Source organism: Proteus columbae, assembly GCF_009914335.1.
In the GTDB taxonomy this organism is placed as follows: domain Bacteria; phylum Pseudomonadota; class Gammaproteobacteria; order Enterobacterales; family Enterobacteriaceae; genus Proteus.
The window spans coordinates 2,651,236-2,665,916 of sequence record NZ_CP043925.1; the positions used below are offsets into that span (position 1 = coordinate 2,651,236).

The 14,681-nt window shown below is 38.7% G+C and carries 11 protein-coding genes and 9 tRNA genes; 8 read left to right on the plus strand and 12 right to left on the minus strand.

What is annotated here, in order from left to right; translation table 11 throughout:
* Positions 1-812: 812 nt before the first annotated feature.
* From F1325_RS12685 to F1325_RS12715, 7 genes are all read right to left on the minus strand, one after another.
* A tRNA-Val gene (locus F1325_RS12685) sits at positions 813-888 on the minus strand.
* A 14-nt stretch (positions 889-902) separates the two neighbouring features.
* Positions 903-978 (minus strand) — tRNA-Lys (locus tag F1325_RS12690).
* A gap of 40 nt (positions 979-1,018) precedes the next feature.
* Positions 1,019-1,094 (minus strand) — tRNA-Lys (locus tag F1325_RS12695).
* A gap of 38 nt (positions 1,095-1,132) precedes the next feature.
* Positions 1,133-1,208, minus strand: a tRNA-Lys gene (locus F1325_RS12700).
* A gap of 41 nt (positions 1,209-1,249) precedes the next feature.
* Positions 1,250-1,325, minus strand: a tRNA-Val gene (locus F1325_RS12705).
* Positions 1,326-1,368: 43 nt separating this feature from the next.
* Positions 1,369-1,444: transfer RNA gene (locus tag F1325_RS12710), tRNA-Val, on the minus strand.
* 39 nt (positions 1,445-1,483) lie between these two features.
* A tRNA-Val gene (locus F1325_RS12715) sits at positions 1,484-1,559 on the minus strand.
* A gap of 321 nt (positions 1,560-1,880) precedes the next feature.
* Here F1325_RS12715 and gltX point away from each other — a divergent pair.
* The 3 genes from gltX to F1325_RS12730 all read left to right on the plus strand — a co-directional run bounded on the left by gltX (position 1,881) and on the right by F1325_RS12730 (position 3,635).
* The gene (gene gltX, locus F1325_RS12720; RefSeq protein ID WP_109370941.1) at positions 1,881-3,299 is read left to right on the plus strand and encodes a glutamate--tRNA ligase; all 1,419 of its coding nucleotides are present in this window, start codon (positions 1,881-1,883) and stop codon (positions 3,297-3,299) included.
* 157 nt (positions 3,300-3,456) lie between these two features.
* Positions 3,457-3,532 (plus strand) — tRNA-Ala (locus tag F1325_RS12725).
* Positions 3,533-3,559: 27 nt separating this feature from the next.
* Positions 3,560-3,635 (plus strand) — tRNA-Ala (locus F1325_RS12730).
* A 259-nt stretch (positions 3,636-3,894) separates the two neighbouring features.
* Here F1325_RS12730 and F1325_RS12735 read toward each other — a convergent pair.
* The 4 genes from F1325_RS12735 to zipA form a co-directional block, all read right to left on the minus strand.
* Complete coding sequence (locus tag F1325_RS12735) at positions 3,895-4,110, minus strand: DUF3820 family protein (RefSeq protein ID WP_023581656.1); 216 nt, start codon at positions 4,108-4,110, stop codon at positions 3,895-3,897.
* A 166-nt stretch (positions 4,111-4,276) separates the two neighbouring features.
* On the minus strand, positions 4,277-5,461 hold the full coding sequence (locus F1325_RS12740; protein ID WP_160230545.1) for a NupC/NupG family nucleoside CNT transporter: 1,185 nt from the start codon (positions 5,459-5,461) through the stop codon (positions 4,277-4,279).
* 227 nt (positions 5,462-5,688) lie between these two features.
* The gene (gene ligA / locus F1325_RS12745) at positions 5,689-7,716 is read right to left on the minus strand and encodes an NAD-dependent DNA ligase LigA (RefSeq protein WP_109370942.1); all 2,028 of its coding nucleotides are present in this window, start codon (positions 7,714-7,716) and stop codon (positions 5,689-5,691) included.
* A 58-nt stretch (positions 7,717-7,774) separates the two neighbouring features.
* The gene (gene zipA, locus F1325_RS12750) at positions 7,775-8,800 is read right to left on the minus strand and encodes a cell division protein ZipA (protein WP_406588774.1); all 1,026 of its coding nucleotides are present in this window, start codon (positions 8,798-8,800) and stop codon (positions 7,775-7,777) included.
* 226 nt (positions 8,801-9,026) lie between these two features.
* Here zipA and cysZ point away from each other — a divergent pair, with 226 nt between their 5' ends.
* Positions 9,027-9,797 carry a sulfate transporter CysZ gene (gene cysZ, locus F1325_RS12755; RefSeq protein WP_109370944.1) on the plus strand — a complete coding sequence of 257 codons (771 nt, stop codon included), beginning with the start codon at positions 9,027-9,029 and terminating at the stop codon, positions 9,795-9,797.
* A 113-nt stretch (positions 9,798-9,910) separates the two neighbouring features.
* Here the strand turns inward: cysZ and F1325_RS12760 are convergent, their stop codons facing one another.
* A complete protein-coding gene (locus tag F1325_RS12760) occupies positions 9,911-10,441 on the minus strand; it encodes a hypothetical protein (RefSeq protein ID WP_109371467.1) in 531 nt (176 codons plus the stop codon).
* A gap of 235 nt (positions 10,442-10,676) precedes the next feature.
* Here F1325_RS12760 and cysK point away from each other — a divergent pair, with 235 nt between their 5' ends.
* From cysK to crr, 4 genes are all read left to right on the plus strand, one after another.
* Positions 10,677-11,630 carry a cysteine synthase A gene (gene cysK / locus F1325_RS12765; RefSeq protein ID WP_109370945.1) on the plus strand — a complete coding sequence of 318 codons (954 nt, stop codon included), beginning with the start codon at positions 10,677-10,679 and terminating at the stop codon, positions 11,628-11,630.
* A 330-nt stretch (positions 11,631-11,960) separates the two neighbouring features.
* Positions 11,961-12,218 carry a phosphocarrier protein Hpr gene (gene ptsH, locus F1325_RS12770; protein ID WP_006533407.1) on the plus strand — a complete coding sequence of 86 codons (258 nt, stop codon included), beginning with the start codon at positions 11,961-11,963 and terminating at the stop codon, positions 12,216-12,218.
* Positions 12,219-12,355: 137 nt separating this feature from the next.
* Positions 12,356-14,083, plus strand: coding sequence for a phosphoenolpyruvate-protein phosphotransferase PtsI (gene ptsI, locus F1325_RS12775; RefSeq protein ID WP_109370946.1), 1,728 nt, complete (start codon positions 12,356-12,358; stop codon positions 14,081-14,083).
* A gap of 49 nt (positions 14,084-14,132) precedes the next feature.
* On the plus strand, positions 14,133-14,642 hold the full coding sequence (gene crr, locus F1325_RS12780) for a PTS glucose transporter subunit IIA (protein ID WP_036935451.1): 510 nt from the start codon (positions 14,133-14,135) through the stop codon (positions 14,640-14,642).
* Positions 14,643-14,681: the final 39 nt, after the last annotated feature.

Genomic DNA, 14,681 nt, shown 5'->3' on the forward strand with positions numbered 1-14,681 from the left:
TCATATCTTTAAAAAAGAAGAATAAAGAAGATAAAACATCATTATATTTTATCTTTCTTCTTGTTAGCAGTATCCTATGATTTATAAAAAGTAAGAAGTATTAACTATAAAACCCTATTCTTATCTTTTAATCTTCTGAATTTTTTCTTAAAAAATGCGCACCACATATTTTTCAATGCTGATTTAAAATGTTTTAACTTACTCATTTTATGAGAGATATCGCTCATAAAAAGTGCTCAAAAAATTTATAACAGCGCATCTAAGGTTATTTAATTTTATTAATAAACTGGAAATGCCTATATCTACGTCTAAATAGAGTAGATCTTTCTTTTTCAGTTAGAGTAATTTTTTTAATATTTTCAGCTCAAAAATAAATACATACTTTCTACTGAGCACCCCCTCATCCAAAGTGATTAACTTAACAATAGAAGAGTGATTTTCTTTTTAAGCGCCTACACTTTAAATGATAAAGACATGACAGAATGTAAAAAAGCGTAATAAAGAAACTGAGTGACTGCTCCCCGCCCGTATTGGCCGAGGGTTTACGGCGTTTTTCGCTAAGTATTGCCTTGGGTATAGGGTATATGCCAATACAAGGATTAGGAAAGCATGTGGGTAAGGATATGCAGCCATGAACGGGGCATGCATGAGCAAGGTGATAAAACAGCAGATATAGAAAAAACAATTAAGGCTTAAAAGAATACAACTAAACTGCAATAACACAGGTATTAAAAACAAAATAACTATTGTTGCTTGTTTTTGATAAGTACTAGGGAGGACAAAGAAGAAATTATAACGAAGGAATAAAGAAGTGGTGGGCGGTATTGGGCTCGAACCAACGACCTCCTCCTTGTAAGGGAGATGCTCTACCAACTGAGCTAACCGCCCGCTTTATTATTAAATGGTGGGTCGTGGGCGATTCGAACGCCCGACCAATTGATTAAAAGTCAACTGCTCTACCGACTGAGCTAACGACCCATTTAATAATTTTGCGTAAATCTGTAAGTAGCTTTGTGAATGGTGGGTCGTGGGCGATTCGAACGCCCGACCAATTGATTAAAAGTCAACTGCTCTACCGACTGAGCTAACGACCCGGCACAATGTTCACTACTTTATGTTGTATTTTTAGGAATGGTGGGTCGTGGGCGATTCGAACGCCCGACCAATTGATTAAAAGTCAACTGCTCTACCGACTGAGCTAACGACCCATACCTAAATGTGTGATATTGCGCGAAATAACCGGATGAAGTGGTGGGCGGTATTGGGCTCGAACCAACGACCTCCTCCTTGTAAGGGAGATGCTCTACCAACTGAGCTAACCGCCCACTTCATGATGACTAAATTCTCACTACCACGCTTTAATGTAATTGGTGGGCGGTATTGGGCTCGAACCAACGACCTCCTCCTTGTAAGGGAGATGCTCTACCAACTGAGCTAACCGCCCAACTACACTAAATCATACAACTTATCACAACGAAAATAATGGTGGGCGGTATTGGGCTCGAACCAACGACCTCCTCCTTGTAAGGGAGATGCTCTACCAACTGAGCTAACCGCCCGTCGTGATGGGGTGCATTATAGGGATACTGCGCTATGAGTCAACGATTTTTATCAGTTTTTTATCGTGAAAATGATCGTTCGTTTTATTTTTAGTCAAGATGCTTTTTTTAGCACCATAAGTGACACAGCAATTAATCAAAGTAATCCTACGGATACTCTTCGTCAAACAAAAAATCATCAATTTGAAAAATTTATCTCTGTTAAAAGCTTAATGCCATTGAGGAATTAGCATCCAGTGATAAAATAAGGCAACCATTTCGTTTTTTTGATAATCACGATTACTTATCTATATATAAGTAAGACGTACAAAGGCAATCCCAATGAGTAAAATAAAAACCCGTTTTGCACCAAGTCCTACTGGCTATCTACATGTTGGTGGTGCGCGTACCGCACTTTATTCCTGGTTATATAGCCGTCACAATAAGGGCGAATTTGTACTGCGTATAGAAGACACCGACTTAGAACGCTCTACACAGCCAGCCATCGATGCAATCATGGACGGTATGAATTGGTTAAATCTGAATTGGGATGAAGGTCCTTATTATCAGACTAAACGCTTCGATCGCTATAACCAAGTGATTGATCAAATGTTATCTGCGGGTACTGCATACCGTTGCTATTGTTCTAAAGAGCGTTTAGAACAACTACGCGAAGATCAAATGGCGAAAGGTGAAAAACCTCGTTACGATGGTTGTTGCCGTGGCGGTAACCATAATCACAGCGCTGATGAGCCTCATGTTGTGCGTTTCTTAAACCCACAAGAAGGTTCTGTTATTTTTGATGACAAAATTCGTGGCCCGATTGAATTTAGTAACCAAGAACTTGACGATCTGATTATTCGTCGTACTGATGGTTCTCCAACTTATAACTTCTGTGTTGTTATTGATGACTGGGATATGGAAATCACTCACGTTATTCGTGGTGAAGATCATATCAACAACACACCTCGCCAAATCAATATTCTCAAAGCATTAGGTGCACCTGTACCTGAATATGCCCACGTATCAATGATTTTAGGTGATGATGGCAAAAAACTATCTAAACGTTATAACGCAGTCAGCGTAATGCAATATCGTGATGACGGCTATTTACCAGAGGCACTATTAAACTACTTAGTACGTTTAGGCTGGTCCCACGGTGACCAAGAGATCTTTACGATTGATGAAATGATTGAACACTTCACTTTAGAAGCTATCAGTAAATCAGCAAGCGCATTTAATACTGATAAACTACTTTGGTTAAACCATCACTACATCAATACATTGCCAGCAGAGAAAGTTGCGGTTCATTTAGATTGGCATATCAAACAGCAAAATATTGATACCAGCAATGGTCCATCATTAGTTGAGCTGATCAAATTATTAGGCGAACGTTGCAAAACATTAAAAGAGATGGCTGAAAGTTGCCATTACTTCTATGTTGATTTCGAAACCTTTGAAGAAGCTGCCGCGAAAAAACATTTACGCCCAGTAGCTCGTCAACCACTAGAAGTTGTTCGCGATAAATTATCAGCAATTACAGAGTGGACGGCTGAAAATGTTCACCAAGCCATTCAAGATACTGCTGATGAATTAGAAGTGGGTATGGGTAAAGTGGGTATGCCGTTACGTGTTGCTGTAACAGGTGCAGGCCAATCTCCTGGCTTAGATGTTACTGTTCACGCTATTGGTAAAACGCGTAGTATTGCACGTATTAATAAAGCATTAGACTTTATTACTGAAAGAGAAAACCAAGCTTAATTACCACGTTAATCTTGCTTATTAAGAAAGATACATTCCTAAAATGGGGAATGTATCTTTTTTTTGTACTCTTTTTCAGCAATCAATAAATAATGTGAGATTAACTGATTGACAGTATTGTGCTTGTTGCCTATTATCAAGCCCGTTCCAGTATGTTGGGGCTATAGCTCAGTTGGGAGAGCGCTTGCATGGCATGCAAGAGGTCAGCGGTTCGATCCCGCTTAGCTCCACCAATATACTTCTAGAACAATCCAATATGTGGGGTTATAGCTCAGTTGGGAGAGCGCTTGCATGGCATGCAAGAGGTCAACGGTTCGATCCCGTTTAGCTCCACCAGAATTTTAAGATCCTGAAGAGAAATCTTCGGGATTTTTTGTTTTCTACTCCCTCCACTTTTTAATATCGCAGATATGCCCATATTCAAACATAAAAAATGAATGGCCTGATCATATTAACTTTAGTTAACATAATGCATGAGTGGCATATTTATGAAAAAGAGTGAATTAGAAAATGTATTGTCATTATTTATTGAATTAAGCCAAAAAATTATTAATGCATTACCACCTGAAAAACCAGGTATGAACAATAATTAGCATCACCGCTTTAATGGCTTTAATAACCCTTCTAGACCTTCAATTTTAATTGCTAAGGTCATCTCCATAAGTTGACCAAGCTTACCTTCAGGAAACTCGCCTTTCTTTGCAAACCACAATAAATATTCTTCAGGTAAATCAACCAACATACGCCCTTTGTACTTACCAAATGGCATTTGAGTGTTTGCTATATCGATAAGGTGCTGTTTCTCTAACATGTTTTCTACCACGTTGTCATTGAAGGAATAGAACCGATTATAGGGCAATTTAAAGATAAAAAAAGCAGTACCCAAAGGTACTGCTTTATTTTCTGTTACTTGATTAACAAGTGACGCTGTTTACATTGTTATTTTATTCACATGCTATCTGTTTTATCTTCAGAGATTAAACAAACAGACCTGCGATAGCTGCTGATAAGAAGCTTACTAATGTAGAGCCGAACAGTAATTTCAGACCGAAACGAGAAACAACGTTGCCTTGTACTTCGTTCAGACCTTTAATCGCACCTGCTACAATCCCGATTGAAGAGAAGTTAGCAAATGAGACCAAGAATACAGATAAGATCCCCACAGAGCGTGGTGTTAACTCAGAAGCGATATCTTGTAAGCTACCCATTGCAACGAATTCATTAGACACTAATTTTGTTGCCATCACACTACCAACACGTAATGCATCTTGTTCTGGCACACCAATTACCCATGCTAATGGATAGAAAACGTAACCTAAACAATCTTGGAAGCTGATACCAAAAATCATGCTGAAAATCGCATTCACAGCAGCGATTAATGCAATGAAACCAATCAACATTGCAGCAACGATTAATGCAACTTTGAAACCCGCTAAGATGTATTCACCTAACATTTCAAAGAAGCTTTGGCCTTCATGCAGACTACCCATTTGAATATCTTCTTCATTTTCAACAGCATATGGGTTAATCACAGAAAGAACGATAAATGTACTGAACATATTCAGTACCAGTGCAGCAACAACGTATTTTGGATCTAACATTGTCATGTATGCACCAACAATTGACATAGATACTGTCGACATTGCTGTTGCAGCCATAGTGTACATACGACGCTGAGACATTTTGCCTAATACATCTTTATAGGCAATAAAGTTCTCTGATTGACCAAGAACCAGTGAGCTCACCGCGTTGAATGATTCCAGTTTCCCCATACCGTTCACTTTAGAAAGCACAGTACCGATAATGCGGATCACGAAAGGTAATACTTTGATATGTTGAAGAATACCAATTAATGCAGAAATAAAGATAATTGGACATAAAACATTCAAGAAGAAGAATGCTAAACCACCTTTCATCATGCCACCGAATACAAACTCAGTACCCTGTGCGGCATAGCCTAATAAGTGATCAAATAATCCAGCGAAGCCACGAACAAAACCTTCACCAACATCAGAGTTGAGGAAGAACCATGCTAATGCGATTTCAATAACTAATAACTGCACGATATAACGCAGACGGATCCCTTTGCGGTTGTTACTCGCAACGAATGCTAATGCGCCAATAACGGCGAGTGCTAAAACGAAGTGAATGATAGAGGACATGCATGCTCCAAAAATAAAAATAAATCTTGTAGAGCATTTTATGTAACGCGTAACATTACGATGTGACTACTGTCACAATCTCATGAAACCGCATACACACTATTTATTAAATAAGATAGGTTGATCACACTTTGAAAGTTACTTAAGAAACATTAAATGTAAATTTAGCTTAAGTGAAAATGCCACTGAGAAGGTTTCCCAGTAGCATTTATTAAATATTAGGATGATTATTTCGATTGATCAAGTAATCGTATCATTTCATCTTCATCGATAACAGTTATCCCTAATTCGTTAGCTTTCACTAACTTAGAGCCTGCTGCTTCACCCGCAATGACCATGTCAGTTTTTTTAGAAACACTTCCGCTTACTTTTGCGCCTAACGCCACTAATCTGTCTTTTGCTTCATCACGCGTTAACTGTGAAAGTGACCCAGTTAACACAACGGTTTTACCAGCAAAAGGATTATCACCCGCTTCATGAGTCACAATAACAGGCGCTTGCCATGTAATACCGGCATCATTGATCAATTGATCTATAACCGTTTTATTGTGTTCCTCTTGGAAGAAATTAACGACATGTTTAGCGACGACATCACCCACATCAGGGACTAATTTTAGCGCTTCTACATCTGCATTTCGTAATTCATCAAGGGTTGAGAAATGTGTTGTCAATCCACTTGCTGTTGCTTCACCAACTTCTCGAATACCAAGTGCATAAATAAAACGTGCAAATGTCGTTGATTTAGCCTTATCTAAAGCAGTGATCAATTTTTTAGCTGATTTTTCACCCATTCTCTCTAAACCAGATAGAATTTTTTCATCTAAACGGAAGAGATCTGCTGGTGTCTTGACATATTCTTTCTCAACCAGTTGGTCGATAATTTTATCGCCCATTCCATCCACATCCATAGCTCGACGTGAAACAAAATGTTTAAGTGCTTCTTTACGTTGCGCTCCACAAATTAAGCCGCCAGTACAACGAGCAACCGCTTCGCCTTCAATGCGCTCAACATCAGAATCACAAATAGGACAATGTGTCGGAAAGACAATCTCTTGAGCATCATCAGGGCGCTTTTCTTCAATCACACTGACAACCTGAGGAATAACATCACCAGCTCGACGAATAACGACCGTATCGCCAATGCGTATTCCTAAGCGTTCAATTTCATCAGCATTGTGTAACGTTGCATTACTCACAACAACACCTGCAACTTGAACAGGTTCTAAACGTGCAACAGGTGTAATCGCTCCAGTGCGTCCTACTTGGAATTCGACATCTTTGATAATCGTCATTTGCTCTTGAGCTTGGAATTTATAAGCAATAGCCCAACGTGGTGCTCTTGATACGAAACCCAGTTCCTCTTGCAATGCAATATCATCAACTTTGATAACAACACCATCAATATCAAAACCTAAATTGGGGCGAACTTCTTCTACATGGTGATAAAAATCAAGTACTGCTTTGCTGCCGGTGCAAAGTTTTACAGCATCGCTAACGGGCAATCCCCACTTTTTAAATTGTTGTAGGCGCTCATAGTGGCTTGTAGGTAATTCGCCACCTTCAAGTACACCGACACCATAACAGAAAAAGGTTAATGGACGTTTTGCTGTAATACGAGGATCAAGCTGTCTTAATGAGCCAGCTGCGGCATTGCGAGGATTAGCAAAAACTTTTCCGCCTGTGCGGCGCGCTTCTTCGTTTAAATATTCAAAGCCTTTTTCATTCATAAAGACTTCGCCACGAATTTCAATACGAGCAGGAATATCTTCACCATATAAACGCAGTGGAATGGCTTTGATTGTTCTCACATTCTCAGTGATATTTTCCCCTGTTGTGCCATCACCACGCGTTGCAGCTTGTACTAATACTCCATTTTCATAAAGTAAACTCACTGCCAATCCATCTAATTTTAATTCACAACAGAAAGTGATCTCTTCACTATTTTTTAAACGATCACGTAAACGCTTATCAAAAGCCAGATAGCTTGTTTCATCAAAAGCATTATCTAAGGAGAGCATCGGAATTTCATGTCTCACTTGCTCAAATGCCGTTAGAGGTAAAGCACCAACTCGCTGTGTAGGCGAATCAGAGGTAATTAATTCAGGGTGTTCAGCTTCTAATGCTTTTAGCTCATTCATTAAGCGATCGTATTCAGCATCAGGTATTTCAGGTGCGTCCATGACATGATAGAGATATTCATGGTGACGTAGAGTAACGCGAAGTTTATCAATTTTTTGTTGAGTGTTTTTATTCATGATTATCACCAAAGAAGAAAAACCCCCGCAAGCGGGGGCTTTTTTTACAGATATAAAGCTATTGATTTAAATCCAGCGTCCTACGAATTCTAGATTTATAAAGCTCGATTTTTTGTGGTGTTAAGAGTTTGCGTTCATCATCCAGCACAACACCACCTACATCAGATGCTATACGTTGAGCCGTAAGTAACATCAATTTAAAGTTTTGATTAGCATCACCATAAGATGGCACCATCATAAACATCGATACACCTGGTGTCGTTAATTCAGCCATCGTATCAATGTTAAATGTTCCTGGTTTCACCATATTCGCTAAACTAAACAACACAGGCCCATTGGCTGTTGGATTGAGATGACGATGGAAAATATTCATTTCACCAAACTGGAATCCAGCTTGAATGATACTTTGCATCAACACTTCACCATCCAGCATTTGACCATGATGTGCACTTACGTTTAGAACAATAACCAGCTCTTTCTCTGCTTCTGTTGCTTGCGGAGCAGATTCAACTTTTGGCTCTTCAGCCGGAGCATGATGCGAAGCCTCAGTTTCAACAGGAGTCACATGAGCCGTTGTCTCTGAAATTAAAGGCTCAAAACTCGTTGATGGGCTTACTGTATTAACGTGTGATTTTATTTCACTCGCAACATTAACCATAGGAGCTTGTTTTGGCTCATCCCTAACAATCGGTACAGGCTCATTTTCAATAACATCAAAAACACCAAGACTTGGCTCTTGCTGTAATGATGTGTCGTGAGAATTCCCTTTTGTTTGGTTTTCAGACATTAATGGATCTCTATCTACCACTGAAATTTCAGGTTCATGTAGAGGCTCCGATTTTATCGGTGGCTCACTCTCCCGCTTTTCAGTAGAGGATAAAGTTGATGTCTGATGACTAACCTCAGCATATTGTGGTTCGTCATCGTTCTCATCTGACTGATAATTCTGTTTCTGACGTTTTACTGGGCGATTACGGAAAAGCTTAGAACGCTCTTTTCGACCAATCCATAAGCCGTGTAATAACAAAGCTATGATTAAAATCGCACCAACAACGATTAATATCAGACGCAAATTTTGCTGCATCATTTCTATCTCTGTTGTCTTGAGGTTTAATAGCCACGTTGGCAAATATTACTTTTTACTAAGAGTATTTGCCAATGCTCATAAGTGCAAGCCAATACTTAATTTTCTTGTCACAAAGATACACACATCAATCTCTTATGCGCGTTTTTTAGACAATTCATGACTAGTAAGGCTGATTATCTCCCTATATGATACTAGCTTGCCCTCACTGGAGAGAATAGGAAGTATGACAAATTTGACAGAAACGAATAAAAATTTAAATGGATTTCATTATTTTGCTCTTGGTTGGCGTTTAATTACACGCAAAGGGCTGAAGCGTTTTGTTATCTTACCCTTACTTGCCAACATTATTATTCTCGGAAGCGCTTTTTGGTGGTTATATGGTCAAATTGGTGGCATGGTCAATTGGATGATGGAAAAAATTCCTGATTGGTTACAGTGGTTGAGTTATTTGATCTGGCCATTATCCGTTATTTTTATCTTATTAGTGTTCACTTATTTCTTTAGCACCTTAGCCAACATTATTGCTTCTCCGTTTAATGGATTATTGGCTGAAAAATTAGAAGGCCAAATAACTGGTATTGCCCCACCAGATACGGGTGTTGCAGGTATATTGAAAGATGTTCCACGTATTTTAAAGCGTGAGTTAACTAAAATAGCTTATTATTTACCTCGCGCTATTGTTTTGTTATTGCTCTATTTTATTCCTGCTATCGGACAAACCGTTGCGCCTGTTTTATGGTTTGCTTTTGGTGCTTGGATGATGGCAATTCAATATAATGACTTTCCATTTGATAACCATAAAATTTCATTTGCAGAGATGAAATCTTCGCTTAAACAGGATAAATGGAATAATCTTCAATTTGGTATGATTATTAATATTTTTACCATGATCCCTATTCTAAATTTAGTCATCATGCCAGTTGCGATCTGTGGTGCAACAGCAATGTGGTGCGATCGTTATCGTAAACAACATGTGCAAGATGGACAGTGGTAAACCTAATTTAGCGACGTATCGATAAATATAAAAGACCCCGTTTTATTCTTAGACGGGGTCTTATTTTATGGTTTTTCTAAAATGTGATTTGGCTTATTTTGTTATTAACCAGACTACTCAATTAATGAACGAATATAATCTTTCGTTTCTTCTCTATCCATCGGCTCACGCTCATTAATACCCATTTCAAAGATATTTAATGCGCCATCTAGTTTTTCAATAATCTCTTCATCATCTCGAATACAGAGAATATAAGCATTTTCAAACGGTGTGATATCGACCAATCGTAACCCTTTTTCTGTCAAAAAGTGGTTAATATATTCCAAATAAGGTAGTTCATAAGGCAACATATAAGGATCTACACTCACCTCATCCCAGTCAATATTTTCAACTTGAGATAAAATCAACGCACTCGGCGATTCAGGCAAAGAGATGTGCTCTAACGATTTTAGATCAGGAATATCACCGAAATATTCTGTCCACTCCACATAGTCCATTAATCCTTGAGCTGAGAGTGATTCATATAGCCAATTAAGGACATCTTCTTGAGCATCTGACTCGGGTAAATTTTCACGCAAAGCTTGCGCATCTAATTCAGGTACGGCGAGTTCAAGCGCACTAATCAACTCTTCAATGGTTTCCATTATGACCCCTGTATTTGCAGTAAATGTGGTTAAAAATAGATTATCAGCCATCAATATACTGTACATCTCTTGATTTATTAATTTGTGAATCGTCTCACTGACTCTTGATTAGAACCTTTTGGAATAAAAAGAGAAAAAAGTTATAAGTATATTCATAAAGCTTATTTCCATCTTTAGCTTGATGGCGTATGGTAATTTCATCTGACCTTATAAAAATTATGTACCGAGGATAAAAATGAGCAAGATTTTCGAAGACAACTCGCAAACTATTGGGCACACGCCCTTAATTCGCTTAAAACATTTCGGAAATGGCAACATTCTGGCTAAAGTGGAATCTCGTAACCCAAGCTTCAGTGTAAAATGCCGTATCGGTGCCAACATGATTTGGGATGCAGAAAAAAAAGGCATTCTTAAAGAAGGTGTTGAGCTTGTAGAACCTACCAGTGGTAATACTGGGATTGCTCTGGCTTATGTTGCAGCAGCTCGTGGCTACAAATTAACACTGACGATGCCAGATACCATGAGTGTAGAACGCCGTAAATTACTCAAAGCATTAGGTGCTAATTTAGTGCTGACTGAAGGCGCAAAAGGCATGAAAGGTGCCATTGATAAAGCCAATGAAATTCGTGATAGCGATCCTAAGCGTTACCTTTTACTACAACAATTTAGTAATCCAGCTAACCCTGAAATTCATGAAAAAACCACAGGCCCTGAAATCTGGAATGATACTGATGGTGAAGTAGGTGCTGTTATTGCTGGCGTCGGCACTGGTGGTACTATTACGGGTATTGGTCGCTATTTGAAAAAGACACAAGGTAAAGCGGTAACAATGGTTGCTGTTGAACCAGTAGGCTCCCCTGTTATAACTCAAGCTCTCGCAGGTGAAGAAATAAAACCAGGTCCACATAAAATCCAAGGTATCGGAGCTGGCTTTATTCCTGAAAACCTAGATTTATCGTTACTGGATCGTGTTATTCAAATCACTAACGAAGAAGCCTTTGATACTGCTCGTGAACTGATGACTAAAGAAGGTATTCTTGCGGGCATTTCTTCAGGTGCAGCTATTGCAGCAGCAGTAAAACTCGCAAAAGAACCAGAATTTGCAAATAAAGAAATTGTGGTTATTTTACCTTCTTCAGGTGAACGTTATTTAAGCACCCCACTTTTTGCTGACATTTCTGACAGCTAAATCGCGTCATCTCAATTGTAAAATATTTATTAAAAAAGCACCTCAATGGTGCTTTTTTTGTGGTAGAGATCAAAGTTTGTTATCCAGACAGGTGATTTATTTCTTCGAGTTTAGTATTTAATCAATTAATTATTTCGAAGGTCGAAATTAATCAGAAAATAACCGAGATGACAAAACGAACTCTTTTATCTTTCTGAACACTATTTTTATCAGATGACGCTTTACGGCTTAATATTATCTGATATTGCTACGCAAAGCAGGACAAATTCATCTACACTTACTAAGTCCTGACTTAATGTGAACAATTGAGTTATAAAAGGAAAAAATCCTATGTACCAGCAAGAAGTTACTATTACAGCACCAAACGGCTTACATACTCGTCCTGCGGCACAATTTGTAAAAGAAGCCAAAACATTTTCTTCTGATATCACGCTTATCTCTAGCGGTAAATCTGCCAGCGCTAAGAGCCTTTTCAAATTACAAACTTTAGGCTTAACCCAAGGTACTGTTGTAACTATCTCTGCTGAAGGCGAAGATGAAAAACAAGCTGTTGAAGCATTGGTAAAATTAATGGCGGAATTAGAGTAATTCGCAATTAAGCATTAACGCACTATTTATTCCCCTGAAACCATTCAGGGGAGTTAATTTCAATGATGATTTTAAAACAACAGTATTTTGCAATCCTATTCTTTTAAGATTATCACCAGCAAGTCGTAGGATAAATTATGATTTCAGGAATTTTAGCGTCACCCGGTATCGCATTTGGTCAAACCCTTCTCCTCAAAGAAGAACCCATCATCATTAGCCAACGTAAGATCCAAAGTGATGAAATTGAAAATCAAATCGAACGCTTTAAAGACGGTCGTAACAAATCTGCACAACAACTAGAAATTATTAAAGAGCGTGCTGAAAAGAACCTTGGTGCGGATAAAGCCGAAATCTTTGAAGGCCATATCATGTTGCTAGAAGATGAAGAGTTAGAACAAGAAATTGTTACTCTCATCAAAAGTGACAAAAAAACCGCTGAAGCTGCGGTTCAATCTGTTATTGAAGATCAAGCAACCGCATTAGAAGCGTTAGATGACGAATATCTAAAAGAACGTGCAGCTGACGTTCGTGATATTGGTAAACGCTTAATGCGCAATATCTTAGAAATGCCAATTATCGATTTAAGTGCTATCTCAGAAAAAGTTATTTTAGTTGCAACTGACCTTACCCCTTCTGAAACTGCGCAATTAAGCTTAGACAACGTATTAGGCTTTATCACTGACTTAGGTGGCAGAACATCTCACACATCTATCATGGCTCGTTCATTAGAAATTCCAGCTATCGTGGGAACATCTACTGCGACACAAACTATTAAAAAAGACGATTATCTTGTTCTTGATGCGATTAATAACAAAATCATTATTAACCCATCAGATGAGGAACTCGAAGCATTAAAAGCCATCAAAGAAGAGTATCTACACGAAAAAGAAGAATTAGCAAAACTCAAAGACTTACCTGCTATTACACTTGATGGGCATCAAGTCGAAGTTTGCGCTAATATTGGTACAGTTCGAGATGTTGCTGGTGCTGAACGTAACGGTGCTGAAGGTGTTGGTCTGTATCGTACAGAGTTCTTATTTATGGATAGAGACTCTTTACCAACAGAAGATGAGCAATTCCAAGCCTATAAAGCAGTAGCCGAAGCTGTAGGAAGCCCAGCGGTCATTATTCGTACTATGGATATTGGTGGCGATAAAGACTTACCTTACATGAACCTACCAAAAGAAGAAAACCCATTCTTAGGCTGGCGTGCAATTCGTATTTGTCTTGACCGTAAAGAGATCCTTCATCCACAATTACGTGCTATCTTAAGAGCATCTGCTTTTGGTAAACTACGCATTATGTTTCCAATGATTATCTCTGTTGAAGAGATCCGTGCATTGAAAGCAGAACTTGAAATACTGAAAAGCCAGCTTCGTGAAGAAAAGAAAGCTTTTGATGAATCTATTGAAGTCGGTGTTATGGTAGAAACCCCAGCCGCAGCAGTGATGGCTCGTCATATGGCAAAAGAAGTTGACTTTTTTAGTATTGGGACTAACGATCTAACACAATATACTCTGGCTGTAGACCGTGGAAATGAGCTGATATCTCATCTATATAATCCAATGTCACCTGCAGTACTTAACCTGATAAAACAGGTGATTGATGCATCACATGCTGAAGGTAAATGGACTGGAATGTGTGGTGAACTTGCTGGAGATGAACGAGCAACATTGCTCCTTCTCGGCATGGGATTAGATGAGTTTAGTATGAGTGCGATTTCAATTCCTCGCATCAAAAAAGTGATCCGTAATGCGAATTACGATGATGCAAGAGCACTAGCAGAGCAAGCACTTGCTCAGCCAACTGCAAAAGAATTGATGGACTTAGTAGAAACTTTTACTAAAGAAAAGACACTATGCTAATCGCATTAGCCAGAGCCCGGTCCCAACTACAATAATTAGGAGAAGATTCATGGGTCTGTTTGATAAATTAAAATCACTGGTTTCAGAGGAAAAGAAAGGCAGTGGCACGATTGATATTGTTGCACCACTTTCTGGTGAAATCGTCAATATCGAAGATGTTCCTGATGTTGTTTTCGCTGAAAAAATCGTAGGTGACGGTATTGCTATCAAACCTGCTGGTAATAAAATTGTTGCGCCAGTCGATGGTACTATCGGTAAAATTTTCGAGACTAACCATGCTTTCTCTATTGAGTCTGACAACGGTATCGAGTTGTTTGTCCACTTCGGTATCGACACTGTTGAACTGAAAGGTGAAGGGTTTAAACGTATCGCTGAAGAAGGTCAGCAAGTAAAAGTAGGTGATACGATTTTAGAATTTGACTTAGCTGTATTAGAAGAAAAAGCAAAATCAGTTCTAACTCCGGTTGTTATCTCTAATATGGATGAAATTCAAGGTTTAACCAAAATGACAGGCCCAGTTACTGTTGGTGAAACCGTTATTATTCAGATTAAAAAATAATCTTCTGTGATGTTCTCTATTTAAACCGCCACCAATAAT